Origin of the sequence: Devosia crocina, from assembly GCF_900116545.1 — a bacterium.
In the GTDB taxonomy this organism is placed as follows: domain Bacteria; phylum Pseudomonadota; class Alphaproteobacteria; order Rhizobiales; family Devosiaceae; genus Devosia; species Devosia crocina.
The window spans coordinates 168,238-193,331 of record NZ_FPCK01000001.1 but is presented as its reverse complement, the minus strand read 5'-3'; the positions used below and the strand labels follow the sequence as shown (position 1 = coordinate 193,331).

General features: G+C 60.5%; 28 protein-coding genes. 15 read left to right on the top strand and 13 right to left on the bottom strand.

All coding sequences use genetic code 11. From position 1 onward, the window contains the following. Positions 1-225 precede the first annotated feature (225 nt). Positions 226-1,335, top strand: coding sequence for a DUF4214 domain-containing protein (locus tag BM364_RS00870; RefSeq protein ID WP_139232445.1), 1,110 nt, complete (start codon positions 226-228; stop codon positions 1,333-1,335). A gap of 48 nt (positions 1,336-1,383) precedes the next feature. Here BM364_RS00870 and rcdA read toward each other — a convergent pair whose 3' ends face one another. From rcdA to BM364_RS00850, 4 genes are all read right to left on the bottom strand, one after another. Continuing rightward, complete coding sequence (gene rcdA, locus BM364_RS00865) at positions 1,384-1,905, bottom strand: protease adaptor protein RcdA (RefSeq protein WP_244542730.1); 522 nt, start codon at positions 1,903-1,905, stop codon at positions 1,384-1,386. Between the two features lie 306 nt (positions 1,906-2,211). After that, entirely contained in the window at positions 2,212-2,421 is a 210-nt protein-coding gene (locus tag BM364_RS00860; RefSeq protein WP_139232444.1) for a hypothetical protein, read from the bottom strand. 23 nt (positions 2,422-2,444) lie between these two features. Continuing rightward, positions 2,445-2,666 carry a hypothetical protein gene (locus tag BM364_RS00855; protein ID WP_139232443.1) on the bottom strand — a complete coding sequence of 74 codons (222 nt, stop codon included), beginning with the start codon at positions 2,664-2,666 and terminating at the stop codon, positions 2,445-2,447. 95 nt (positions 2,667-2,761) lie between these two features. Next, the gene (locus BM364_RS00850; protein WP_244542729.1) at positions 2,762-2,950 is read right to left on the bottom strand and encodes a DUF1192 domain-containing protein; all 189 of its coding nucleotides are present in this window, start codon (positions 2,948-2,950) and stop codon (positions 2,762-2,764) included. 96 nt (positions 2,951-3,046) lie between these two features. Between BM364_RS00850 and BM364_RS00845 the strand changes: the two genes are divergently transcribed. Together BM364_RS00845 and BM364_RS00840 are read left to right on the top strand one after the other, a co-directional pair. Then, positions 3,047-4,075, top strand: coding sequence for an NAD(P)H-quinone oxidoreductase (locus tag BM364_RS00845; RefSeq protein ID WP_244542728.1), 1,029 nt, complete (start codon positions 3,047-3,049; stop codon positions 4,073-4,075). A gap of 135 nt (positions 4,076-4,210) precedes the next feature. Beyond that, positions 4,211-4,936 (top strand): DUF1013 domain-containing protein, encoded by a 726-nt coding sequence (locus BM364_RS00840; RefSeq protein ID WP_092419624.1) that lies wholly within the window; start codon positions 4,211-4,213, stop codon positions 4,934-4,936. 309 nt (positions 4,937-5,245) lie between these two features. Here BM364_RS00840 and BM364_RS00835 read toward each other — a convergent pair whose 3' ends face one another. From BM364_RS00835 to BM364_RS00820, 4 genes are all read right to left on the bottom strand, one after another. Beyond that, positions 5,246-6,040, bottom strand: coding sequence for an inositol monophosphatase family protein (locus tag BM364_RS00835; protein ID WP_092419621.1), 795 nt, complete (start codon positions 6,038-6,040; stop codon positions 5,246-5,248). A gap of 130 nt (positions 6,041-6,170) precedes the next feature. Then, positions 6,171-7,319: a tetratricopeptide repeat protein gene (locus BM364_RS00830; RefSeq protein ID WP_092419618.1), complete on the bottom strand. Its 1,149-nt coding sequence runs from the start codon at positions 7,317-7,319 to the stop codon at positions 6,171-6,173. Continuing rightward, entirely contained in the window at positions 7,316-7,915 is a 600-nt protein-coding gene (locus BM364_RS00825; RefSeq protein ID WP_175528411.1) for a thiamine phosphate synthase, read from the bottom strand. The genes BM364_RS00830 and BM364_RS00825 overlap by 4 nt, the downstream gene beginning before the upstream one ends. Before the next feature lie 292 nt (positions 7,916-8,207). After that, positions 8,208-9,239, bottom strand: a complete 1,032-nt coding sequence (locus BM364_RS00820) for a class I fructose-bisphosphate aldolase (RefSeq protein WP_092419612.1) — start codon at positions 9,237-9,239, stop codon at positions 8,208-8,210. 174 nt (positions 9,240-9,413) lie between these two features. On the opposite strand from BM364_RS00820, the gene BM364_RS00815 reads away from it, so the two are divergent. After that, positions 9,414-10,244, top strand: coding sequence for an aldo/keto reductase (locus BM364_RS00815; RefSeq protein WP_092419609.1), 831 nt, complete (start codon positions 9,414-9,416; stop codon positions 10,242-10,244). A 102-nt stretch (positions 10,245-10,346) separates the two neighbouring features. Here BM364_RS00815 and BM364_RS00810 read toward each other — a convergent pair whose 3' ends face one another. Continuing rightward, complete coding sequence (locus BM364_RS00810; RefSeq protein ID WP_092419606.1) at positions 10,347-10,721, bottom strand: cell division protein ZapA; 375 nt, start codon at positions 10,719-10,721, stop codon at positions 10,347-10,349. A gap of 3 nt (positions 10,722-10,724) precedes the next feature. Continuing rightward, positions 10,725-11,012, bottom strand: coding sequence for a DUF4164 family protein (locus BM364_RS00805; protein WP_092419603.1), 288 nt, complete (start codon positions 11,010-11,012; stop codon positions 10,725-10,727). Positions 11,013-11,260: 248 nt separating this feature from the next. Between BM364_RS00805 and tkt the strand changes: the two genes are divergently transcribed. From tkt to BM364_RS00785, 4 genes are all read left to right on the top strand, one after another. Next, a complete protein-coding gene (gene tkt / locus BM364_RS00800; RefSeq protein ID WP_092419600.1) occupies positions 11,261-13,237 on the top strand; it encodes a transketolase in 1,977 nt (658 codons plus the stop codon). Between the two features lie 50 nt (positions 13,238-13,287). After that, the gene (gene gap, locus BM364_RS00795) at positions 13,288-14,295 is read left to right on the top strand and encodes a type I glyceraldehyde-3-phosphate dehydrogenase (protein WP_092419597.1); all 1,008 of its coding nucleotides are present in this window, start codon (positions 13,288-13,290) and stop codon (positions 14,293-14,295) included. A gap of 101 nt (positions 14,296-14,396) precedes the next feature. Then, on the top strand, positions 14,397-14,945 hold the full coding sequence (locus BM364_RS00790; protein WP_092419594.1) for a hypothetical protein: 549 nt from the start codon (positions 14,397-14,399) through the stop codon (positions 14,943-14,945). Positions 14,946-15,025: 80 nt separating this feature from the next. Further along, positions 15,026-15,556, top strand: a complete 531-nt coding sequence (locus tag BM364_RS00785) for a putative glycolipid-binding domain-containing protein (protein WP_175528410.1) — start codon at positions 15,026-15,028, stop codon at positions 15,554-15,556. Positions 15,557-15,605: 49 nt separating this feature from the next. Here the strand turns inward: BM364_RS00785 and BM364_RS00780 are convergent, their stop codons facing one another. Both BM364_RS00780 and BM364_RS00775 read right to left on the bottom strand, forming a co-directional pair. Next, on the bottom strand, positions 15,606-16,631 hold the full coding sequence (locus BM364_RS00780) for a peptidoglycan -binding protein (protein WP_092419588.1): 1,026 nt from the start codon (positions 16,629-16,631) through the stop codon (positions 15,606-15,608). 3 nt (positions 16,632-16,634) lie between these two features. Further along, positions 16,635-17,624, bottom strand: coding sequence for a flagellar motor protein MotA (locus BM364_RS00775; RefSeq protein ID WP_092419585.1), 990 nt, complete (start codon positions 17,622-17,624; stop codon positions 16,635-16,637). A 181-nt stretch (positions 17,625-17,805) separates the two neighbouring features. On the opposite strand from BM364_RS00775, the gene BM364_RS00770 reads away from it, so the two are divergent. From BM364_RS00770 to BM364_RS00745, 6 genes are all read left to right on the top strand, one after another. Further along, positions 17,806-18,564: a sulfite exporter TauE/SafE family protein gene (locus tag BM364_RS00770; RefSeq protein ID WP_092419582.1), complete on the top strand. Its 759-nt coding sequence runs from the start codon at positions 17,806-17,808 to the stop codon at positions 18,562-18,564. Between the two features lie 243 nt (positions 18,565-18,807). Further along, the gene (locus BM364_RS00765; protein WP_092419579.1) at positions 18,808-20,616 is read left to right on the top strand and encodes a M3 family oligoendopeptidase; all 1,809 of its coding nucleotides are present in this window, start codon (positions 18,808-18,810) and stop codon (positions 20,614-20,616) included. Positions 20,617-20,698: 82 nt separating this feature from the next. After that, complete coding sequence (locus tag BM364_RS00760) at positions 20,699-20,812, top strand: aa3-type cytochrome c oxidase subunit IV (protein ID WP_175528409.1); 114 nt, start codon at positions 20,699-20,701, stop codon at positions 20,810-20,812. A gap of 59 nt (positions 20,813-20,871) precedes the next feature. After that, positions 20,872-22,179, top strand: coding sequence for a Re/Si-specific NAD(P)(+) transhydrogenase subunit alpha (locus BM364_RS00755; RefSeq protein ID WP_092419573.1), 1,308 nt, complete (start codon positions 20,872-20,874; stop codon positions 22,177-22,179). After that, positions 22,180-22,551, top strand: coding sequence for a proton-translocating transhydrogenase family protein (locus BM364_RS00750; protein ID WP_092419570.1), 372 nt, complete (start codon positions 22,180-22,182; stop codon positions 22,549-22,551). Next, entirely contained in the window at positions 22,551-23,954 is a 1,404-nt protein-coding gene (locus BM364_RS00745) for an NAD(P)(+) transhydrogenase (Re/Si-specific) subunit beta (protein WP_092423707.1), read from the top strand. Before BM364_RS00750 ends, BM364_RS00745 begins: the two co-directional genes overlap by 1 nt. Before the next feature lie 173 nt (positions 23,955-24,127). On the opposite strand, the gene BM364_RS00740 is transcribed toward BM364_RS00745, so the two are convergent. Continuing rightward, a complete protein-coding gene (locus BM364_RS00740) occupies positions 24,128-24,340 on the bottom strand; it encodes a SlyX family protein (protein ID WP_092419567.1) in 213 nt (70 codons plus the stop codon). Positions 24,341-24,495: 155 nt separating this feature from the next. Here BM364_RS00740 and BM364_RS00735 point away from each other — a divergent pair, with 155 nt between their 5' ends. Beyond that, positions 24,496-25,059, top strand: coding sequence for a tryptophan-rich sensory protein (locus BM364_RS00735; RefSeq protein ID WP_092419564.1), 564 nt, complete (start codon positions 24,496-24,498; stop codon positions 25,057-25,059). Positions 25,060-25,094 lie beyond the last annotated feature (35 nt).

Here is a 25,094-nt window from a genome sequence, read left to right as displayed (position 1 = left end):
AGCCCGGCCATCGTGCCGGGCTTTTTGTTTGAGCTGATCCTAGCAGACGGCGGGAATTCTGCAGCAATCGGAAGCAGTTACAACCAAAGACTACAATCAAAATGAAATGGAAAACAAACCAAGATCAAAAGAACAGAAAACAATTAATACTGTCCCGAAGCAGCCATGATCCAATTGGGGTGAGTACGCATTAGCCTAACTCATAGCTTGCAAGAGGAGATAGCAATGGCTGTTCTGGGTGGTTTGCTGAACTTGAATGATACGCTCACCAACGTTCTTGGAGGAAGAGGGGGATCAAGCAATTCGGGATTGTTGAGTCCAGTCACCAATCTGGTAGCAAACCTTGTGAGTATTGGCGGAGAAGACGGGAGCGGAGCAACAGACCTGCTCAATCTTGGCCTTCTTACCGAGGAAGGAGTTGTCGAACTTAATCTGCTCGGTCAAGAACTTATCGTTCTGCCGAACAATGGTGGAATCATCGATACTGACCTGCTGGATGGCTCTGGGGGACTTCTCGGGAGTGTAACAAACATCCTTCAGCTCGATGGCCTGCTGGGAGAGGCAGGGCTCCTCGACCTGACGGGCATCCTTGGCGAGGGCGGCATCCTCGACCTCAGCGGCATTCTTGGCAGCGTGCTGGGCCTGCTGAGCCCAGGCGGCGCACTGGACCCCGACGATCATCTTGACCCCGATGGGGAAGTGGACCCGGACAGCTTCGATAATGTCTTTGTTGGAACATCAGGCAACGACAACTTCATCGTGCCCACGTCTTCAACCTATATCGATGGCAAGGGGGGCATCGACACGGCAGACTTCGCGCGCAGCTCGGAAGGCATGAGCTTCGCGGTAGGTGACGACGCCGTGCTCTTTGCGCAGGACGACACCCTCTACTATTTCAAGGATGTTGAACGCGTGAACTTCTTTGAGGGCACGCTCTATCTTGACACCGGCGCTGGCGAAAACGCGGGTATGGCCTATCGGCTCTACCAAGCAGCCTTCGATCGCATGCCGGACGCCGAGGGGCTTGAATATTGGATTGGGCGCCTGGACTCAGGCAACACCAATCTTGCCGCCATCGCCGACAGCTTCATTCACTCGCCTGAGTTTATCCGCACGTTCGGAACAGAAGCGACAGTCTCGAACGCTGAGTTTGTTGAACTTCTCTACCAGCATACGCTTGATCGCGGATCGGATGGTCCCGGCTACGACTACTGGGTAGAGCGATTGGATTCGAATCAGACCAACCGCGGCGACCTTCTGGCTTTCTTCTCCGAGAGCGACGAGAACCAGGCGCAGGTTGCAAGCCAAATCGATAACGGCATCTGGATCGCATAGGCCAGAGTCGTGGGGCGCCGAGCTTGTCCCAGCTTGGCGCCTCTCTCCTCAAGAGCGCCGAAACGCGGCCTGTAGGCGGGAGAATTGGTCGGCGATACCGTTGACCTGAGGGGCGGTGGTTTCGGGAAGTTTGCCGCGTTCGAGTTGGTCGAGCTGTGTCACGCGATCGAAGAGCTTGTCGCCTTGATCGATGAAGTCCCGCAACTGCAGGGGCAAATGGTCATAGCCAGGGCCACCACGCTCCGAAGGGGTGGCTGAAAACTGCACCTTTTCCTTTTCGGCACGGGCGCTCTCGCGCGTGATTTCGCCTTCGTTGACGGCACGCTGCAACAACAGCCATGAGGCGATCTGCATCAGGCGCGTGGTCAGGCGCATGGATTCGGTCGCATAGAGAAACGATGCTTCGCGCGGCAGGAGGCGGCTTTCATGCCTGCCTTCCTGATCGAGGTAGGAAGCCACCGCTTCGATCAGCCCCATGCCTTCACGATAGAGCTGATCAAAGCCACCGGAGGCCGCGATGCGGGGCCCAAGGGCTATGGCCGAATTGCTCGTTTCGTTCGTATCCGCCACGATTCTTTCCAGCTTTGGCGCCGAGAGTGTCGACGCTTCAAGATGTGATGCTAGGGGATCGCCCCGCTCGCGTCATGCCTGAGGGCAAACTAGCCTAAAGAAGTCGTATAACGCCAGAACCCGGAACCCTGAAAAAGAAAAAGAGCCGTGGAACACGGCTCTCGAAGTTTACAGGGAGGCGTCAAACAGAGGGAGAACCACTCTGAAAAATCCAGAAAGATCTGAATAATGACACCTTAATCTCAAGCTCTTAATTGTGCGTTAACAGGAGTCGATTTCTTAACCCTGCTGGCGATCACGCCGGAGTTACTGGCCTGGGCGGCTGACGCCATCAAGAAGCGTGCGACCCGTCAACGTGATGAGGGGCGTACCAGCGACCGTTTCGACCCAGCCTTTGTCTTCCAGAGGCTGCAGCGATCCGGCTCCGAAACCTGACTTGCCTTCTGCAAGCGCCTGAAGCTGGATCAGTTCGGCTGGCCGGACACCTTCAAGGATCCTGTCGATTTGCGGTTTCATTTCCACACTCCTGCACTCTTTGGTCAGCGGCGACGGAACGGAGGCTTCCAGTATCTGGCGACCTGAACCTGCCACATAAATGTTTGCACGGGCTCTTCGCGAAAGGCGCGATCGAGCGGGGCGTCGGAAACAGGAGCCTTGAGGGGTATGCCGTCTTCAACACCGGCCAATCGCAGCGCATAGACCAGCGCGGCGATCCCGAGTGCCATGACAAGGGTAGTAAAGACCAAAAGGTTCCAGAGCATTGGCAATCCAGTGCCGTTTTGGGCGAGAGCCGCTGACACTAGCTGCTGGCTGCGCAACCCTCCACGTTTACCGCTGCTTAACCTTAATGCTTCTGCTAGATCTTGAAGGCTGCTTCAGCGGCTCGCAGCGTTTCCCCGCGCGCTTCTATAGCTGCACGCAGGCGCCTGATCTCACCCTCGAGCAACCCGATCCTGTGCTCCAGCTCCGAAACGGACAGGGTATCGAGGACCATGCCGATCTCATGGCTGCGGGCGGCTTTGAGGCGCTGCTGTTCGTCTTCCATCGCTCGTACTCCTGACTGATCGCAGACAAGATGGGTTTCCGCCCCTTGCCGGGCAAGGCCGGTTTGCGCCACCATGGACTCATGGATAACTCATCTTTGCCCTCTCGGATGCAGGCGATCATCATTTCCGCGCCGGGCGCACCGGACGTGCTTGAGCTGGCCGATCTTCCCCTGCCGGTTCCACGGGCCGGCGAAGTGCTGATCAAGGTGGCAGCAGCGGGCGTCAATGGCCCGGACCTCGCCCAGCGGCGCGGACACTACGATCCGCCCGCGGACGCGTCTCCCATTCTGGGGCTGGAAGTAGCCGGGGTGATCGCTGTGCCAGCTGCCAATGGTACGCGCTTTGCCGGTGGCGAGCCGGTGATGGCACTAACCAATGGTGGAGGCTATGCCGAATATGTCGCTGTGCCCGAAGGACAGGTGCTGCCGATCCCTTCAGGCTGGAGTTTTGCCCAGGCGGCAAGCCTGCCTGAAACCTGGTTCACGGTAACGCAGACCCTCGTGATGCGCGCTGGCCTCGAGCGGGGCATGAGCGTGCTGGTGCACGGAGCCTCAGGGGGCATTGGGGGCGCGGCGATCCAGATCGCCTCGCTTCTCGGAGCGGAGGCGATCGGGATCACTTCCAGCGCTGAAAAGGCGGACTATGCCCGTAGCCTCGGCGCTATTGCGACCCTCGACAGGCACGAGGACATCCCTACCCGCGTCTTAGCGCTGACGCATGGCAGGGGCGTCGATCGCGTTGTCGACCTTCTCGGCGGCGAGATGGCCTCGGTCAATGTCGCAGCTTCGGCGCACAACGGGCATATCGTTCAAGTCTCGACGCTTGATGGCGGAACAGCTTCGGTGCCACTGCGGCTGATGATGGCGAAATCGATCACCATTTCCGGCTCGACGCTGCGGCCGCAAACGGGGGAAATCAAGGCCGCCATAGCGGACAGGATCGACCGGGACCTCCTGCCGGCTCTCTCGGCAGCTAGTTGGACCAAGCACAAGGTGACATGCTTTCGGCTTGAAGACGCAGCATCGGCGCATGCGGCGATGGAGGCGCGGGGGCATGTGGGCAAGTTTGCCTTGCTCACCTCATTCGGTCTCTTGGCTTCCGCCAAACAGGGCGAGTCACAATAAAGACCTGCAGGTTGACTTAATCCGTTGCGGAAATCTGGCCGAAACTCTATATTGAAGCCAGTTCCCCCTCAGCTTTAGGCCAAGAGGCGGAGCGGTCCGGAGGAAAACCGGCCGCGCCAGCAGGAGAAATTTACCATGTCCCAGCCCCTTCTTATGCCCAAGGCGACCGCCGTTTGGCTCGTGGACAATACCGCTTTGTCCTTCGACCAGATCGCAGCCTTTTGCACCCTGCACCCGCTGGAAGTGCAAGGCATTGCCGATGGTGATGTTGCCAGCGGCATCATGGGCGTCAATCCAATCCAGAACGGTCAGCTGACCAAGGAAGAGATCGAGAAGGCCGAGGCAGATCCCAACTATCGGCTCAAGCTCTCCGACCCCAAGGTTCGCGTTGCCGCCGTCAAACGCAAGGGCCCGCGCTATACGCCGATCTCGCGCCGCAACGAGCGCCCCAATGCCATCAAATGGCTGGTGCGCAACCACCCCGAACTCAAGGACGCGCAGATCATGCGCCTTGTCGGGACAACGAAGTCGACCATCGAATCGGTGCGTGAGAACACGCACTGGAATGCGGCTAACCTAACTGCGATGGACCCGGTGACGCTGGGCCTTTGCAGCCAGATCGAACTCGACCTCGAGGTCAAGCGCGCGTCCAAGGATGCCGGCGGTCCGATCGAATTGGCCGAAGGTACAACGCTGCTGACCGCAGAAGAAGCCCTCGCTCGCGCCGCAGCGCGTCAGCAGGAAAGCTATGGCGAAGACGGCTTTGAAGGCGAAGAGCGCAAGAGCCCGCAGAACGAAGAGTTCGATGCGGATTCGGTTTTTGCCAAGCTCAAATCGCTCAAGTCCGACACGGACGAATAGGCAGCGCTGGTTTGTGACTGACAGATCCCCGTCCTTGTGGCGGGGATTTTTGGTTTTGGGGGGGTTTTGGAGAAATGCCCCTCACCCTAACCCCCTCCCCCAAAGGGGCGAGGGGACTGGGCTGGTGAGCGGAACCAGATCGAGCGTCAAACTGATTGCTGTCCCCTCCCCCTTGGGGAGAGGGTTAGGATGAGGGGTTCGGGGACGGTGAACGCAACTGACGCGTCCCGAGGCACTGAACGCCTCACCCTACCCTGCGGCTCGACCCCTCCCCCGAGGGGAGAGGTGAAGGAGGCGGCGCCGAGGGAATTACTGAATGCCCTTGAGCGTCTTCATCAGGGCGCCGTGCAGGATTTCGTTGCCGGCGACGATCTGGCCATTCCAGACCGACCCACCCTGCCCGGCATAGTCAGAGACAAGACCACCGGCTTCCCGAACCATCAGGAGACCGGGGGCAACGTCCCAGGGCTTGAGGCCCGCTTCCCAAAGGGCGTCGAAGCGCCCGGCGGCGAGCCAGGCCATGTCGACCGAAATGGAGCCCGAGCGGCGGATGCCGGCGACCGCCGGGTTAACCTGCACCAGCTGGCGCAGCTGCAGCCCGTCATTGGAGGTGCCTTGGGTTTTGATACCGGTCGAGATCACCGCGTCCGACAGATGGCGGCGCTCGGCAACGCGCAGGCGCTTGCGATCGGCGAGCCAGGCACCACCGCCCTTTTCAGCCGTGTAGAGTTCGTCCATTACTGGATTGTAGATGACGGAGGCGACGATATCATCGCCCCGTTTCAGGGCGATAGCGACCGCAAAAAGCGGAATGCCATGCAGGAAATTGGTGGTGCCATCGAGCGGATCGATGATCCACGTATGCTGGCCGTCAGTCCCTGCGACTTCCCCGCCTTCTTCCATCAGAAAAGCATAGGTGGGACGAGCCTTGCGCAGTTCATCGAACACGATCTGTTCGGCCCGCAGATCTGCCTTGGACACGAAGTCGGCCGGCCCCTTACGGGACACCTGAAGGTTTTCGACTTCGTTGAAGTCGCGCGACAGCGACTTGCCAGCCTTGATGGCGGCATTGACCATGACGGTGAGAAGGGCGGAACGCGCCATCGTGCTTCAGCTCGCTTGTTTCAGCGGCGTACAGGGCACCACCGCAACAAGGCCGATGGACACCAGGGGCATAGCCCCGCCGCTTAATTAAAAGGTGTGGGGCGCTTATTGCCCCAGAAATAGCGTGGGTTCAAGGGTTTTGCGCCGCTTCGGCCTCGGGCGCGGGCGCCTCACCGGCGGAAGCTGGTACAGGCGCCACCACATCTTCGGAGGACGGCGTCTCGGATGGCACAACGACACTGCTGGGCGCGTTTTCCGGATCGGTCGGCGCTGGAAGCGTTGGGCCGATGATTTCAGCGCCTCGCGCGGGCATCCCGCCATAGTTCTCGCGGCTGGGCGGACTATCGGGCCAGAAACGCGCGCGCTCTTCGGCCCGGGCCAGCGCCTCAGGTGGGATCGAGACAAGCAGACGATCAAGCGCGGAATCGGTCAGTCCCTGGCGGCGTGCGAGAGCGCGCCACATGGCAGCAGTTTCCAAATCGAGCGGCGTGCCCTCACCAACCGCAACCAGTTTGGCCAACCGGTTCTGCGCTACAGGATTGCCACCTTCGGCAGCACGCTGATACCAGCGCACTGCGCCTTCGAGATCTTTCTCGACACCCTGGCCCAGATAAAGAAGCGTAGCATAGTCGATTTGAGCAGCCAGCAACTCTCCTTCCGCGGCGAGGCGAATGAAGCGGGCTCCCTCGACCGGATCAGGCGCAACGCCCGCTCCCTCGATCAGCATCGACCCGTAATCGTATTGCGCTTCGGGTAATTCCGCTTCAGCCGCTTCCTTCATCAGCGCTGCAGCGCGTGTCAGGCTCGGCTCGGCATAGATGCCTTCGACATGAAGAAGGGCGAGATTATACTTGGCGGGAATATAGCCCTTGCCCGCCGCCTCGCGGAAGAGTTCGGCGGCGCGTCTCCGGTCACGCTCGACGCCCACGCCGTCCTGATAGAGCATGCCCAGCTCGAACGTTGCGAGCACATCGCCGCTCCGCGCGGCAAGATTATACCAGCCTGCGGCTCGCTCGGAATTTTGGGCAACGCCGAGGCCCTTGGCATAGAGTTCGGCAATCAGGGTCTGCGCTGCGGCATCGCCGGTTTCGGCCCGCGGCAGGGCGAGTTCGAGAGCAGTCAGGAAATAGCCGCGCTGAAATGCGCCGAAAGCCAGATCGACTGGTACGGAAGCACCGAACACGGTGTTGCTGATGCTCTCGGCTTCGGTGTCCTGCGCCAAGGCAAGCGAAGATGGCGCGGTAAGAAGCACAACCAGAAGTGAGGCGCGCCAGTTCATGCCTCAGCCCCAGCGGTGAACGCCTTGAGCGCCTCTGAAGGATCCTCGCCCTGCCAGATGCAATCGGACAAGGCAAGAAACTCTGCTCCGGTCGTGTCGCCACGGCCTGCTTCGGCCTGGGGATCGGAGTGAACTGCCGGCACTTCAAAAGTTTCCGCCCACCATTGCGCAAGTTCGGCGGCCTGCGGGTCCGCTGCGCCGCCGAGCGGGCCGAACATCACATAGTCAATATCGAGTTCGCCAAAACTCATCGCATCGTGTCGCGAGCGGATGTTGCCAGCGCCAACGATGGCATCGGGCTTGAGCATGGCAATGGCCTCGCGAAGGGCCTTGATCCCGCCATCGGAAATGTGAACGCCGTCGGCTCCGAGAGTATGTGCCAAGGCCGGATCGTTCTCCACCAGTACGGCGGCGCCCGCTGCCTGGCCGATCTGCACGAGGCGCTCGGCAAGCTCCGCATATGCGTCATCACCCAGCTCACCGCGCCGGACAAGCAGCGCCGCGATGTCCGGCCCTGTCAGCACGCTCATCAATCGGCGCGGAAACTGGCTGGGATCGGGATCTGCAGGGGTGATGAGATAGAGCTGAGGGGCCATGGAAATTCCGGAATGACTAAGCGTCCCTAGGCCGTCAATTTGGCAAGAAAGGGACGGGCTTTTCATTAGGGCAAGCCGACAGGGGTGGCAATGAGGGGAGCGCCGGGCGATCGGCAACCACCCAGGGCTCGAGCCTCTGTGCTGCCCTCACCCTGACCCTCTCACCTTAGGGGGAAGGAAGCGGATCAGTAGTGTTGACCAGCTTGGCCCTGAACTCGGAGGGCCGCTTTGCCCTTCAAAGAAAAACGTGCTCCCTTCCGGGAGCACGCCATGGGCAAACAGGCACCAGGGATCAGGCGGCAGCGCGGTCGGCTTCGTTGGACCATTCGCCAAGGGCCGCAAGAGAGTTCATGTGGGCGCGATGGGTGAAGGCGGCCTGCGCGGCCGGGAAGTTTTCGCGGCGACCGGCCCATGTGCGCAGGGCCACGTTCTGCAGGGCGCGGCCATAGGAGAATGTCAGCGGCCAGGGCTTATAGGCAATCTGGTTCATGGCCGAGAGGTGCGCCGTGGCTTCCTCGTCGGTCTGCCCGCCCGAAAGGAAGGCAATTCCCGGCACTGCAGCGGGGACGTGCTGCTTGAGCACGTCGACGGTGCGGCGGGCAACCTCCTCGACGCCGGGCCGATCACGGGAATTGACGCCGGGCAGCACCATATTGGGCTTGAGCAGCATGCCCGAGAGATCAACCCCGGCGAGGCGCAGTTCCTTGAACACGTTTTCGAGCACTTCGCCGGTGACCTGCGCGCTGCGTTCGAGCGAGTGATTGCCCGGATCGCCATCGCCGACAACTTCGGGCTCGACGATCGGAACAATGCCAGCTTCCTGGCAAAGGATGGCATAGCGGGCCAGAGCATGGGCATTGGCGCGGATATTGTTGCGGGTGGGCGCAACGTCGTTGATGGTGATCACGGCGCGCCACTTGGCAAAGCCGGCACCAAGCTCGGCATAGCGCACCAGACGCTGACGCAGGCCATCGAGACCCTCGGTGATCTTTTCTCCGCTATCGCCCGGCATCGGGAAGGCGCCGCGATCGACTTTGATGCCGGGAATGCAATCGGCATCGGCAAGAATGGCGCGGAACGTCGTGCCATCGGCGGCTGATTGCTCAAGGGTTTCTTCGGTCAGGATGACGCCGGAAATGTACTTGGTCATGGCTTCGGTCGAGCGGAACAGCATCTCGCGATAGTCACGCCGCAAATCGAGCGAATTGGGCAGGTTGATCTTGGCGAAGCGCTTTGCGATCGTGCCTTCGGATTCGTCGGCAGCAAGGATGCCCTGCCCCGGGGACATCAGCTTCTGGGCGATGGCGTTGAGAGATTTCGTCATGGCTTATGCCTTGCTCGCATTGGTGGAACTTTGCCCCAAGCTTAGACTTTCGCCAAAACCCGTCGATTAGACCTTGGGTTATCAGACGAAAGACTAATCTTGTATGGAAGAAAGTCCCCGGAACCGCCTTGCGAGAGGCAGACCGGTTTTCTCCACAAACAATGGACATAGCCAATGACGACGCAACCACACTTGAGCTTTCACGATGGCCGGACTATTCCCCAGATCGGCCTCGGGGTCTGGCAGACGCCGGACGATGTGGCCGTGACAGCGGTCGAGACTGCGCTCAAGGCGGGCTATCGCCACATCGATACCGCAGCTGTGTACCAGAACGAGCAAGGCGTTGGGGAAGGCATTAAGGTCTCGGGCGTTCGTCGCGAGGACATTTTCCTGACCACCAAGGTCTGGAACGACGATCAGGGTTTTGACGAAACGCTGCGCGCCATGGACCAGAGCCTTGAGCGCCTTGGAACCGACTATGTCGATCTCTACTTGATCCACTGGCCCTCCGCCTATCGCGGCAAGTTTGTCGACACATGGAAGGCGCTGATCCGCCTGAAGGACGAAGGAAAGGCCCGCTCCATCGGCGTTTCCAACTTCGAAGGCAGCTATATCGACAAGCTCGAGGCCGAAACGGGCGTGCTGCCGGTGATCAACCAGGTTCAGCTTCATCCAAGGTTCCAGCAGCGGCAACTGCGTGCCCGCTACGAGCCTAAAAAGATCATCACCGAGAGCTGGAGCCCCCTGGGGCAGGGAAAGATGCTGGAAGATCCCACCATAGCCGGAATCGCACAGCGCCATGGCAAGAGCGCGGCTCAGGTAATCATCCGCTGGCATATCGAAGAGGGTCTGGTGGTGATCCCAAAATCAGTCACACCCAGCCGTATCGTGGAGAATTTCGATGTCTTCGACTTTGCACTGACCGAAGAGGACAAAGCTGCAATCAATGGGCTCGATAGCGCCGAAGGACGGATCGGCTCGGATCCATTGATGGCGAAGTTCTAAGCCGACACTGCATCAGCAGCCCTGTGGTAAGGCGGTTTTCGTCAGAAAAGCCTCCAACCACGGGGTGCGTAGCGGCACCTTCCAAATGCCCATGGAAAGAAACTAGCTCTGCAGCGGCGCCGTTTCGTCCAGCACACCGGCGATGGAGTTGAGAACCTTGGCCGCTTGGTCAAGCTTGCCGGCGAACGCTTGTTCAGTCGCTTCCAGTTCGTCGGCAATCTGGTGCCCGGCGGCAGTCAGCGTCTCCACCTCGGCTTCCAGCGCTGCGATACGGCGCTCGGCCTCGGCGAGTTCGTCGAGAACGGCGATGCCGGCCATGACGGTCAGGCGATTGTCGCCGATTTCACCGACGGCGCCCTTGAGTTCCTCGACCTGGGCGTTGAAGCGCTCGGCCAGGGCGATCAGATGACCCTGCTGGCCGTCCTGACACGCCATGCGATATTTGCGGCCGTTTATTTCGACATTGACCTCGGGCATTGGTTACTCCGTCTTGGCCAGCACTGCGCGCACCGTTTCCATGGCCACGACCAAGCGCCGCGACACGTCGTGGGCGCTATCGTCGAGACGCTTGGCGCGGGCTGAGGTCTTGTCGAGCTCCGTAGCGAGCCGGGCCCGCTCCTGCACGAGGCGCTGAGTGTCGACTTCGATGCGCTTGATGCGCTGCACACGATTGGTCAATTCGACAAGGCTCTGGTCGAGCCGAGCCAAGGCCGCATCAAAACGGCCAGTCGCTGCCGCAAGGCCGTCCTTACCCTGTGTGTCACTCATCGACCGCAACAACTCCGGCACAAACTCGATTCAATTGTATCAGCGTGCCCCAAGCCTCCTCCCAATGCAACCTCGGGCCGTCCTAACCCTCGCAAAACCGCACTGCGACTGGACGGCTCTGGCCTTGGGTGACATTGACACTAGGGACGAACCTGTTATGGCTCAACCCGCCTTTGGGAGGACGTTTTCCTCAAGCATTCTCCCCCGATTTCAGCCTTCCTCACCCTTTCCAGAGAGCGGCCCGCGCGATGACGAACACAGCCCAGCAGAATGAATTGGCCAATGCCATCCGGTCCTTGGCCATGGATGCGGTCGAAAAAGCCAATTCGGGCCATCCGGGCCTGCCCATGGGCTGCGCCGATATCGCAACCGTGCTCTTCACGAAGGTCATGAAGTTCGATCCCGCGAACCCCCATTGGGCCGATCGCGACCGCTTTATCCTTTCGGCCGGCCATGGCTCGATGCTGCTTTATTCTTCGCTCTACCTGCTCGGCTATGGCGACATGACCATCGACGAGGTCAAGAACTTCCGCCAGCTCGGCTCCAAGACCGCCGGCCACCCCGAATTCGGCCATGCCACCGGCATCGAAACGACCACGGGCCCGCTCGGCCAGGGTCTTGCAAATGCCGTTGGCTTTGCCGTGGCCGAAGCCAAGCTTGCAGCCGAGTTCGGCTCCGACATCGTTGATCACCACACCTTCGTGCTTGCCGGCGACGGTTGCCTCATGGAGGGCATTTCCCAGGAAGCGATCTCGCTTGCCGGCCACCTCAAGCTCAACAAGCTGGTCGTCATCTGGGACAACAACGACATCACCATCGACGGCAAGGTATCCAACGCCGACTCGACCGACCAGATCGCCCGCTTCAAGGCCGTTGGCTGGAGCACGATCGAGATCGACGGCCACGATCAGGACGCGATCGAAAAAGCGCTCAACGACGCCAAGGCCTCCACCGACAAGCCGACCCTGATCGCTGCCAAGACCACGATCGGCTTCGGCGCGCCCAAAAAGGCCGGCACGGAAAAGGTCCACGGCGCCCCGCTCGGGGCCGAAGAGCTGGCCGGCGCCAAGCAGGCGCTTGCCATCGACTACCCCGCTTTCGAAATCCCCGCCCATATTCTCGATGCCTGGCGCGCAGCCGGCACCCGCTCGCAAAACGTGCGCGGCGAATGGGAAGCGCGGCTCGCCAAGGCCGACAACAAGGCCGAATTCGAGCGCCGCATGGCCGGCAAGCTGCCGGCCGAATTCGAGGCGACCTTTGCCGCCTACAAGGAAAAGCTCGTCGCCGACAAGCCCAAGGTCGCGACCCGCAAGTCGAGCCAGATGGCGCTCGAGGTCATCAACAAGGCGCTGCCCGAAACTCTGGCCGGTTCGGCCGACCTGACCCATTCGAACCTGACCAACACGCCCGAGACGCTGCCCTTCCAGGCCGACAACCGTCTTGGCCGTTACATGATGTATGGCATTCGCGAGCATGAAATGGGCGCGGCCATGAATGGTGTGGCGCTTCATGGCGGCCTCATTCCCTATGGCGGCACGTTCATGGTCTTTACCGACTATGCCCGCCCGGCCATTCGTCTATCCGCCCTGATGGAACAGCGCGTCATCTATGTCATGACCCATGATTCCATCGGTCTTGGCGAAGACGGCCCGACCCACCAGCCGGTCGAGCACCTGTCGGCCCTGCGTGCCATTCCCAACCTCCTCGTTTTCCGTCCTGCCGATGCGGTCGAAACCGCCGAGTGCTGGGAACTGGCGCTCAAGAGCGAGAAGGCTCCATCGATACTGGCGCTATCGCGCCAGAACCTGCCGGCGCTGCGCACCGAAAACTCGACCGAAAACAAATCGGCCAAGGGCGCCTATACCCTGGTCGGCCCGGCCGATGCGGATGCTGTGATCTTTGCGACGGGCTCGGAAGTCGCCATCGCCGTCGAGGCCCAGAAGGAACTGACCGAAAAGGGCATCAAGGCGCGCGTCGTTGCCGTGCCGTCCATGGAGCTCTTTGCCAAGCAGTCCGACGCCTACAAGGCCGAAGTTCTCGGCACCGCCAAGGCGCGCGTTGCCGTCGAAGCCGGTATCGAGATGAGCTGGAACAAGCTTCTTGGCGACAAGGGCCGCTTTGTCGGCATGCATTCGTTCGGCGCGTCGGGCCCGATCGACGCGCTCTATGCCCACTTCGGCATTACCGCCAAGGCCGTTGTTGAAGCCGTCACCGCCCAAGTGTAAGAGAGCCTCGCCTCCCTTTCTCTTCCCCTCCCTTCCTGGAGCGTAAAATCATGGCAGTTCGCGTCGCCATCAATGGTTTTGGCCGCATCGGCCGCAATATCCTGCGGGCCATCATCGAATCTGGTCGCACCGATATCGAAGTCGTTGCCATTAACGATCTCGGCCCGGTCGAAACCAATGCGCACCTTCTGCGCTTCGACAGCGTCCATGGCCGTTTCCCGCACACGGTTACCGTGTCGGGCGACAGCATCGACGTCGGTCGCGGCCCGATCAAGGTGACCGCCGAGCGCGACCCGGCAAACCTGCCCCATGCCGCCATGAACATCGACATCGCGCTCGAATGCACCGGCATCTTCACCTCCAAGGAAAAAGCCTCGGCTCATCTCAAGGCCGGCGCCAAGAAGGTGATCATTTCCGCTCCCGGCGAAGGCGCGGACAAGACCATCGTCTATGGCATCAACCATGCTTCGCTCACTGCCGACGACGTGGTGATTTCGAACGCCTCGTGCACCACCAATTGCCTCGCGCCGCTCGCCTATGTGCTGCACAAGGAATTCGGCATCGAAAAGGGGATGATGACGACCATTCACTCCTATACCGGTGACCAGCCGACGCTCGATACCATGCACAAGGATCTCTATCGCGGCCGTGCGGCTGCGCTCTCGCAGATCCCGACCTCGACCGGTGCAGCCAAGGCCATCGGCCTTGTTCTGCCCGAACTCAAGGGCAAGCTCGACGGCGTCTCGATCCGCGTGCCGACCCCGAACGTGTCCTGCGTCGACTTCAAGTTCATCGCCAAGCGCAATGTGACCGCCGAGGAAATCAATGCGGCCGTGAAGAAGTATGCCGATGGCGAACTTAAGGGCGTGCTCGGCTACACCGAACAGCCCAACGTTTCCATCGACTTCAACCACGATCCGCATTCCTCCACCATGGCCCTCGACCAGACCAAGGTCATGGACGGCAATTTCGTGTCGGTGCTTTCCTGGTACGACAATGAATGGGGCTTTTCGAACCGCATGGCCGATACGGCCGTGGCGTTCGCCAAAACCCTCTGATCGGAAAAGCCCCGCTCTGGCGGGGCTTTTTTCTTGCGGTCACATTCTCGTGCCAAAGCGCAGTTTAGGTTGAGGCCCTGTTGCTATACGGAGCCATTTTCATGCGCCTTTTGCCTTGTGCCTTCCTTGCCGCTCTCGCCCTTGGCTCGACCACCTATGCCGCTGAGGATGCGGCGACCGGGCTTGGCGTAGCTCTTGATGGTAATTTCGTTGTCGAAGCCATCGCGCCAGCTGCACCCTATACCGCCAATTTCGGCGTCCGTTCCGCCAGCGGCAGCCCCGCAAATTTCGAGGGCGAGGAGTGGCTCTGCCAGGTCAGCTTTGCGCCAGCCCCGCAAAACGCCGACCTGAGCCAGACCGAGATCAATGACATGGTCACCTCGCCCGAATGGCTGCAGTTGGCCAAGGACAGCATGAGCTCAGTTTTCGACTTTGAGGACGACACGGCTTTCGAGCTTGCCGGCTATAGCGGCCATGAATTCGTTGCCGTGCCGAGGCAAGAGGGTGCCGAAAATGTCCGGCTTGTCCTTTCGATGGTCGAGACAGCAAAGGGGCGCACTGCGATCTCTTGCGTTGCGGACGAAACAACGCTCGATCAGGCACTCCCGGTCTTCCGCGACATTCGCGATGCGGTAAACCCGCCGGCCTGATCCGCCCAGGCTCCGGAGCGCAAATCGCTTGCCTTCCGCCCATGCTTTTGCTGCAAAGACAGCACAGCGTGGAGGCAGGCGTGATACTTGATCGGTCTTACCGGTGGCGGGGGCGTGACCTCTCGAGCATCGAACATTGCCATGTGATCGCCAATGGCCGCGACACGCGCATTCGTGGCGCCGTAGTAGGACCCGACTTCGGTCTTTTCTATCGCATCAGGCTCGATGAGAACGGCCATGCGCGCACGCTGAAAATCGAGCGTGCGGATGGAAGGGCATTGGAGCTTTTCTGCGATGGCGGGGGAGGCTGGTCGGATGACCGAGCCGAGCCAATAGCCGGTCTTCGCGGCTGCACCGATGTCGATATCTGGCCCACCCCGATGACCAACTCGCTTCCGATCTGGCGTGGCAACTGGCAGCCCGGGCAATCGCAGAAATTTGCCATGGTCTGGATCGACGTGACCACGATGGCGGTGCAGCGCAACGAGCAGATTTACACACAGCTCGACAGTACCCACTTCCGCTTTCAATCGGCCGACTTCGAGGCCGTGCTTCAGGTGGATGAAGATGGGGTAGTGGTCGATTACCCGGGCTTGTTCGAGCGCATCTAGCTTGAAAGTGAGCCGCCTTCACGCGGCTCACCCAATCCAGCGCGGCCGGTCACCCCTCGGTCAGTTTGAACTCGATGCGTCGGTTGCGGCGATAGGCTTCTTCGCTCTGACCGGGATCGAGCGGCGCGAATTCGCCAAAGCCAGCTGCAACGAGCCGCGCCGGAGCGACACCGCGCGAAACGAGATACTGCGCTACGGAAATGGCACGGGCTGCCGAGAGCTCCCAATTGGACGGGAAGCGGGCATTCGAGATCGGCCTTGCGTCCGTGTGGCCGTCGATGCGCAGGACCCAATTGATATCGGGCGGAATCTCTTGTTCGAGCTGGAGGATCGCGTCGGCCAAAGCGTCGAGCTGCGGCGTGCCTTCTGTTGCAATGTCGGCCTGACCCGGATCGAACAGCACTTCGGACTGGAAGACGAAGCGGTCGCCAACGACGCGCACATCGGCACGGTTCTCAAGGATTGCCCGCAAGCGACCGAAGAAGTCGGAGCGATAGCGCGCCAGATCCTGCACCCGTTGCGCAAGCGCAAGATTGAGCCGGCGCCCGAGATCGGCGATCTGGGTGCGGGATTCGCTGTCGCGCGCTTCAGAGGCTTCGAGAGCACTTTCGAGCGCTGCGATCTGGGTTCTCAGGGCGGCGAGCTGCTGGTTGAGGAGAGCCACCTGCGCATTGGCTTCGTCCGACAGCCGCTCGGCGCTGATCAGGTCATCCTGGAGCCCGGCTATGGTCGCGTCGCGATCGCCAAGGCCGGAGCCAATGCCCGCCAATTGTCCGGCAAGGTTCTGATTTTCCGCTTCCGCGCTCGAAAGCGTCGCCGTCAGGTTCGCCAGTTGTTCGGTCAGGTCGTCCGAATTGGCCCGCTCGAGCTGGAGTAGTTCGGTCAGCTCCGCGATCTGGCTGTTGAGCCGCGACAGGGCCGTGTCGCGCCCCTGGATCTCCTGGCCTAGAAAGAATTGGGTAAGCATGAAGAGGCTGAGAAGGAAGATAATGACGAGCAGAAGGCTCGACAGGGCATCCACAAAGCCCGGCCAGTAATTGGCTTCGACGCGGCGGCGTGAGCGGCTCGATGCCATGGCCTATTCCCGGCGCCCGGCATTGTTGTCTTCATTGAGCATGGCTTCGATCAACTCGCGCAGGCGCTTGTTTGTGGCGCTCTGCTCGGTGATATAGGCGCGCAGATCCTCCTGCTCGGTGCGGATATGCTTGACGAGGCCATCGATGCCGCGGGCGAGTTCGGCCATGGCGCGAATGGCATTTTGTGACGAGCTCTGGTTCTGCATCGTGGTGCCGATGCGGTCGATCATGGCCTGCATGTCCGGCCCCGCAGCATTGGCCTGCATGGCGGAGACGGGATGGTCTAGCTCGGTCATCGAGGTCATCCAGTCCTCAAGATCGGTGTAAAAGGCGTTTTGGGCCTGGCTCGTCTGCAGATCGAGAAAACCAAGGATCAGCGAGCCGGCGAGACCAAAGAGCGAAGACGAGAATGCCGTGCCCATGCCGCCAAGCGGAGCGGCGAGACCTTCCTTGAGATTGGTGAACAGCGCCGCGCTGTCGGCCGAGGTGACATCGAGCGCATTGATGACATTGGCCACCGACCCAACGGTCTCGAGAAGACCATAGAAAGTGCCCATGAGACCGAGGAATACGAGCAGGCCTGTTAGATAGCGCGACGTGTCTTTGGCTTCATCGAGCCGGTTCCCTACGGAATCAAGGATCGATGTCATCGAGGCCGGCGTGATCACTGCCTCCCCGATGCGCTCGCGCAGAATGCCGGCCACCGGAGCAAGCAGAACCGGCGGACGCACCTGGGTGGAATTACCCTCCTGGAGCGAATTGACCCATTTCACTTCCGGAAAAAGCCGGAAAATCTGTCGGAAGCTGAGAAAGATGCCGACGAACAGGGCGAACAGGATCATCGAATTGATGAACGGGTTGGCCCAGAAGAAGCTGATGATATTGGTGAACAGGATGGCGGCGACCAGGGCCACCAGCACCAGAAAGATGATGATCTTGACGAGGTAAACGGCCGGCGAGGCGAGATGGTAGGGATCGTAACCTTGCGACATCGTGCCTGAACCTCGCCCCGCGCACACAAATCAATGTGGGGAGAGTAGTGGCGGGGGATTGGCGTGACAATGGAAAAGGTTAACACGTCCGCAGCGCGTGAAAGGCTGAACCCGCGCGGTTGACAAGTCTTCCATTCAAGCATGGGGATAGTTTTCCTGCCTGCCTGGATTCGCCTTTCCCATGTTCGACCCCGTCTTTGTTGCCGTCGCCGTTTTCGCGGTGCTGATTGTTGGCCTGTCAAAGGCTGGGCTTCTGGGCGGATTAGGCGTTGTGGGCGTGCCGCTTCTTGCCCTAGTCATGCCCGCGCGCGACGCAGCCGGAATGATGCTGCCGGTCTTGCTGTGCATGGATGCTGTTGCGGTCTGGATGTATCGCAAGGAATTCAACCGCGAAATCCTCAAGATCATGCTGCCGGGCGCGGCGGTGGGAACGCTGCTCGGCTGGGCACTCTGGGCCTTTGTCAGCGATGCGGTTGTCTTGCTGATGGTGGGCGTGATCACCCTGATCTTCGTCATCGACGCCATTCTGCCGCTGCGCAAGAAACTCGAAGGCCTGCCGCCATCCAAGCCATGGGGCACGTTCTGGGGTGGCCTTGCGGGCTTTACGAGCTTCATTTCCCATACCGGCGGGCCGCCCTTCCAGATCTACGTCTTGCCGCGCAAATTGGCGCCGGCGATCTATGCGGGCACAACCTCGGTGTTTTTTGCCATCGTCAATACGGCAAAACTCATTCCCTATTTCTTTCTTGGCCAACTCAACGTGCAGAACCTGACATTGTCAGCAGCGTTGGCTCCGGTCGGTGTCGCCGGCGTCTTTCTCGGGATTTATCTGGTGCGCAGGATCTCGATGAAGCTGTTTTATCGGATCGCCTATTGGCTGGTGTTCCTGTTGGCGCTGCAATTGATCTGGGATGGGACGAACAGGTTGCTGGCGGGGTGACTTTCGCTTTCTGGATGAGCGACGTATCCCCCTCACCGACTCGGCTGCGCCGAGCCACCTCTCCCCGAGAGGGAGAGGAATAAGAGGCGATCGCCTGGCTGTTCTTCTCCCTCTTAGGGGGAGAAGGCGGCGCGCCGCGCCAAGATAGGGATCACGGCAAACCCGACAGTGACAGGATGCCTTCACAGCATCGCCTCCCCTCGCTAAGGTCCAGCCCGAAGCAAATTTTGGAGTCGAGTTCGCATGAGCGCTGCCGCACAAAAGGGCCACAACCAGTTTGGCAACCTTCCGGTCTGGGATCTTTCCGACCTTTATCCGGGCAAGGACAGCAGCGAATTCAAGACCGCACTCGAGGAGGCCAAAAGTCTCGCGAGCAAATTCGAGGCCGACTACAAGGGCAAGCTGACCGAACTCACCAAATCGGGCGCGCTTGTCAAGGCCATCAAGGACAGCGAAACGCTTGGTGACCTGACCGGACGCATCGGCTCCTTTGCTTTCCTTCAATATGCGCAGCGCTCGACCGATCCGGATCGCGCCAAGTTCATGGGCGACACCAACGAGGCGCTGACGACGCTGTCGACGCGGGTCTTGTTCTTCGAACTGGAATTGAACCGCATCGACGACGCGACGCTCGACGCGGCCATTGCGGCCGACCCTGAACTGGGGCGTTACAAGACTTGGTTTGCCGAGTTGCGCAAGGCAAAACCCTATCAGCTCGACGACAAGCTCGAAGAGCTGTTCCACGACAAGTCGGTCACCGCTTTTTCCGCCTGGAACCGGCTCTTTGACGAGACCATGTCGAGCCTTGAATTCGAGGTGGACGGGGAAACCCTCAACCTTGAATCAACGCTCCACCTGCTTTCCGAAAAGGACGAGAAGAAGCGCGAAAGCGCCTTCAAGGCGCTGGCCAAGACCTTCAAGGCCAATGGACGGCTCTTTGCGCACATCACCAATGTGCTCGCCAAGGACAAGGAAATCTCGGATCGCTGGCGCGGCTTTGGCGATATCGCCGACAGCCGCCACATGGCCAATTCGGTGGAGCGCGAAGTGGTGGACGCTCTTCAGGCGGCGGTCGAGGCGGCCTATCCGCGGCTTTCCCACCGCTACTACAAAATGAAGGCAAAATGGTTCGGCAAGGACAAGCTCAATGCCTGGGACCGCAATGCGCCGCTGCCGACGAGTGATGAACGCATCTGGGATTGGGACACGGCGGTTTCAACCGTGCTCGATGCCTATGGGCGTTTTTCGCCCGACCTTGCCGAGGTTGCAAAACCCTTCTTCAACTCCGGCTGGATCGATGCGCCAACCGGCGAAGGCAAGCTTTCAGGCGCCTTTGCCCATCCCACTGTGCCGAGCGCCCATCCCTATCTGATGCTCAATTATCTCGGGCGCACGCGCGATATCATGACGCTGGCCCATGAACTGGGCCACGGGGTTCACCAGCGCCTGGCTGCGGCACAGGGGCCGATCCTTGCCAATACCCCCTTGACGCTGGCCGAGACTGCCTCGGTTTTTGGCGAGATGCTGACCTTCCGCTCGCTGCTCGACAAGACCACCGACCCCAAGCAGCGCTTCGCGCTTCTGTCCTCAAAGGTCGAGGACATGCTCAACACGGTCGTGCGTCAGATCGCCTTTTACTCCTTCGAGCGCCGGGTCCATACCGCAAGGCGCAAAGGCGAATTGCGGCTCGAGGAGATCAACCAGATCTGGCTCGACGTGCAGACCGAATCCCTTGGAGACGGGATCATCCAGAACGAAGGCTACGACATCTTCTGGACCTATATTCCGCACTTCATCCACTCCCCCTTCTATGTCTATGCCTATGCCTTCGGCGATTGCCTTGTGAACTCGCTCTACGCACAGTATGAGAAATCGAGCGAGGGCTTTGCGGAGCGCTATTTCGAGCTTCTGAAAGCCGGAGGGAGCAAGCACCATTCCGAGCTGCTGGCGCCGTTCGGGCTGGATGCTAAGGATCCCAACTTCTGGTCGCTCGGCCTCTCGATGATCGAGCGGCTGATCGACGAGCTTGAGACAACATCGCCGCAAGGCTGATCGACAATGACGACTTATTCTCGAGGACCAAATGGCCACACACCGACCAGAGCATCATTCCGAGCCGGTACTGGAGTCCGGGATGGACTACGCCGAACACGAAAAGACCTATAACGGGTTTCTGATCGGGGTGAAGTGGTCCGTGATTGGGACGGCGGCCCTCCTGATCATCCTCTACTTCGTGGTCCAGCCATAAAGAAAACAAGCAGGCGCTAGAGCTGCCTGCCCGCCGGCAGGCGGGTGGGGAGAGTTCTGATGAAGATAGCGGTTCTACGGGAAACCGTGTCAGGCGAACATCGCGTCGCCGCCACGCCCGAAACCGTCACCAAGCTCATCGGGCTTGGCGCGCAAGTCAGTGTGGAAACGGGAGCTGGCTCGGGCTCCCGCATCCCCGATGCGGCCTTCACGGCGCAGGGCGCTGCGATCGCGCCAACCGTTTCTGCCGCAGTTCACGGCGCCGATCTCATCTTGACCGTTCGCCGGCCATGGGCTGGGCGGCTTGCCGGGGCCAATCCCGGTGCCCTCCTGATCGGAGCGCTCGATCCTTTCGGCAACGATGCTGAAATCTCAGATCTCGCTCGTGCGGGCATCACCGCCATTGCCATGGAATTGATGCCGCGTATTACCCGCGCGCAGGTGATGGATATTCTCTCGTCCCAGGCTAACCTCGCCGGCTATCAGGCGGTGATCGAAGCCTCGGCGCATTTCGACCGCGCCCTGCCCATGATGATGACGGCTGCCGGTACCGTGCGGCCCGCAAAAGTGTTCGTCATGGGCGCCGGAGTTGCCGGCCTTCAGGCGATTGCCACTGCCCGCCGCCTCGGCGCCGTTGTCTCGGCAACCGATGTCCGGGCCGCCGCGGGTGAACAGGTGGAATCGCTGGGCGCAAAATTCATCCTGACAGAGGCGCTCAAGGATGCTTCAGGCGTGGGGGGCTATGCGCGCGAGCTGACGCTGGCCGAAAGCGAGGCGCAAGCTGCCCTTGTTGCCGGGCATATTGCCAAGCAGGACATTGTCATCACGACTGCGCTTATTCCCGGCCGACCTGCCCCCAAGCTGCTCAGCGCTGAGATGATCGAGACCATGACCTCCGGCGCAATAATCGTCGACCTCGCGGCGGAGCGCGGCGGCAATGTGGAGCTGACCCGCCCGGACGAGATTGTCGAGCATAACGGGATCAGGATTCTCGGCTTTACCAATCTGGCAAGCCGCATCCCCGCCACCGCCAGCCAGCTTTATGCCCGCAACCTGCTCGCCTTCACCGAGACGCTGATCGACAAAAGCACGGGTCAGCTCGCCATCGATTGGAACGACGAGCTTGTGCGCGCCACAGTGCTGACGCGCGACGGTGCCGTCGTGCACCCGCATTTTGCCGCGACTGCTGCGCCGCTCGCCCGCCCTCAAGAAGAGGAAATCGAGGCGGTCGACCGGCCATCAGAGCCCAGACAGATGCCTGCAGAAGCCGTCCCGCAGCACGAGCCGGAGGCACAAAGGCCAGCGCCTCCGCACCGCGTGCCAGGCGAACCGAGGACAACGAGCGGCGAGGCGGAGGGGAAAAAGTAAATGGGAACCACGGCAGAGAACCTGGCCGATACGGCAACCGCGCTGGCGCACGGCGCCATAGGCGGAGCCATTGATCCCTTCACCTTTCGCCTTGCGATTTTCGTGTTGGCGATCTTTGTCGGCTATTTCGTGGTCTGGAGCGTGACACCGGCGCTGCACACGCCGCTGATGAGCGTCACCAATGCGATCTCATCGGTTATCGTGGTGGGCGCCCTGCTCGCGGTAGGCGTCGAGCTCGCTCACGACGCCAGCTGGGTGTCCAAGCTTTTCGGGTTCATCGCGCTGGTCTTTGCGAGTGTCAATATCTTCGGCGGCTTCCTTGTTACCCAGCGCATGCTGGCCATGTACAAGAAAAAGGCGCCGACCAAATGATCGACGCCAATTTCGCTGCGCTTCTCTATTTGCTGTCAGGCGTGCTGTTCATTCTGGCGCTTCGCGGACTATCAAGCCCGTCGTCCTCGCGACGGGGCAACCTTCTGGGCATGGTCGGCATGGCTATCGCCATAGTCACGACCCTGCTTGTTGCAGCGCCGGGCGACTGGATCAGCTGGATTCTCATTCTCGGCGGGCTGGGTCTCGGCGGCGGCATCGGCGCCTTCATCGCGCGCCAGGTGAAGATGACCGACATGCCGCAGCTTGTTGCGGCCTTCCACTCACTCGTGGGCCTTGCCGCCGTCTTCGTTGCCGCCGCAGCGCTCTACGCACCCGAGGCCTTCGAGATCGGTGTGCCGGGCGCCATTCATGCCCAGGCGCTGATCGAAATGTCGATCGGGGTCGCCATCGGCGCTTTTACCTTCACAGGCTCGGTCATCGCCTTCGCTAAGCTTAACGGTAATATGAGCGGCAAGCCGATCATCCTGCCGGCGCGTCACCTCATCCACATCGTGCTCGCCATCGTGCTCTTGGCGCTGATCTGGGCGTTTACGGTCAGCGCCGAGCCTGTGCTTTTCTGGCTGATCACCATTGTCGCTCTGGTTCTTGGCGGGCTGATGATCATCCCCATCGGCGGGGCCGACATGCCCGTCGTCGTGTCCATGCTCAACTCCTATTCCGGCTGGGCCGCGGCCGGCATTGGCTTCACACTCGGCAATACCGCGCTGATCATCACCGGGGCCCTTGTCGGCTCATCGGGGGCAATTCTCTCCTACATCATGTGCAAGGCGATGAATCGCAGCTTCATCTCGGTCATCCTTGGCGGCTTCGGGGGCGATGCCTCCGTGTCTTCTGGCGGCGCCGAAGAGGACAGGCCGGTCAAGCAGGGCGCGGCCGAAGATGCGGCTTTCCTGATGAGAAATGCAGGCAAGGTTATCATTGTGCCCGGCTATGGCATGGCCGTGGCCCAGGCCCAGCACGCCTTGCGCGAGATGGCCGACCTCCTGAAGTCGGCAGGCGTCGAGGTGAGATATGCCATCCACCCCGTTGCCGGACGCATGCCCGGACATATGAACGTGCTGCTGGCCGAAGCCAATGTGCCCTATGACGAGGTATTCGAGCTCGAGGACATCAATTCCGAATTTGCACAGGCCGACGTCGCTTTCGTGATCGGCGCGAACGATGTGACCAATCCGGCTGCCAAGACCGACAAGACTTCCCCGATCTACGGCATGCCGGTGCTCAATGTCGAAGATGCCGGCACGGTGCTGTTTATAAAACGGGGCATGGCTGCCGGCTATGCAGGCGTGCAGAACGAGCTGTTTTTCCGCGACAACACCATGATGCTGTTCGGCGACGCAAAAAAAGTGACCGAAGAAATCGTCAAGTCCTTGGGTCACTGAGGCCGCACATCACTGTGCAGCAAGACCCCTCCTCGCAAGAAGCGCGGGAGGGCATCCCGTGTGACGTTGATTCTATTTGAGATCACAAGCCTCGTTCCTCTCCCCCCTTCAGACAGAGAGCGCTTGGGTGAGGGGTTCTTGGAAACGAAAACAAACGTGTCGAGGCCCAGTGGTCAATAGTGCGGCGGCGGCTTTTCTGTAGCGGGATCAGCGATATAGCTTCCGCTACGCACCTGCTCTTCCATGGCATCGAGCTTGCGTCTCAATTGTTCTATGACGGACCATTGCTCGGTGATTACCTGGTTAAGTTCGTCAATCGTGTGGTCCTGAAATGCAACGCGGCTCTCAAGTTTTTCGAGCCGCTCAAGCTGGTCTCGGTCGCTCATTCATGGCTCCTTTCCCTATCCGTCCGTGGCCGTCAGATAGGGCCTGCAGCACACCTTTAGCAACCCGATCAACACGCGAGTGTGTTGACGTATAGGGAACCCCTTCGGCATTCGGGTCATTGATTCCGCAGTTATCAATCACGGGAGCCGCTGAAATGGCGACCATTACTGCGCACCACACAGACTCCACCCTCGCCGCCAAGAAGAAGTGGGACCTTGCGCGAGTTACGCGGCTCGGTCTTCTGAGCGTGGCGCCTCTCGCAGCTTTCGGCGGCGCCAACTTTGTTGGCGAGGCCACAGGCTATCTGCCAGTTTTCTTTTCACCGGCGGGCATGCAGGGCTGGATGGGCGCAGCGGTGCACTTTGCCATTCTCGCGCCGCTCGGGCTTGCCTTTGGGCTCACCGCCGAAGCCCGTGGCCTCGCTAATCATGCCGAGCATTGGCTGGTAGCGTTTATTGCCGGGCTCATTCTATTTCCGTTCATGGCGCCTATGTTCGACGCTTTTGCGCTCGCACTCGTTATGACGACACTCATGCTTCTGGGTCTTGCTGCCGGGATCCGCGTGGCACGCCGGTCCGAGACTGCCGGTTGGCTGATGGCCCCTGCCCTTGTTTGGACCGGCTTCGGTTCGGCTCTGGGCCTTGCGATGACTGCGGCCTTTGCCCCGCCCTTCGCTCTCGTCAATGCGCAGCAACCTGTAATGGGCGTTGCTGCCTGAGGCGGTTACCCCAAAGTGCCCTCTTGTGGGAGAGC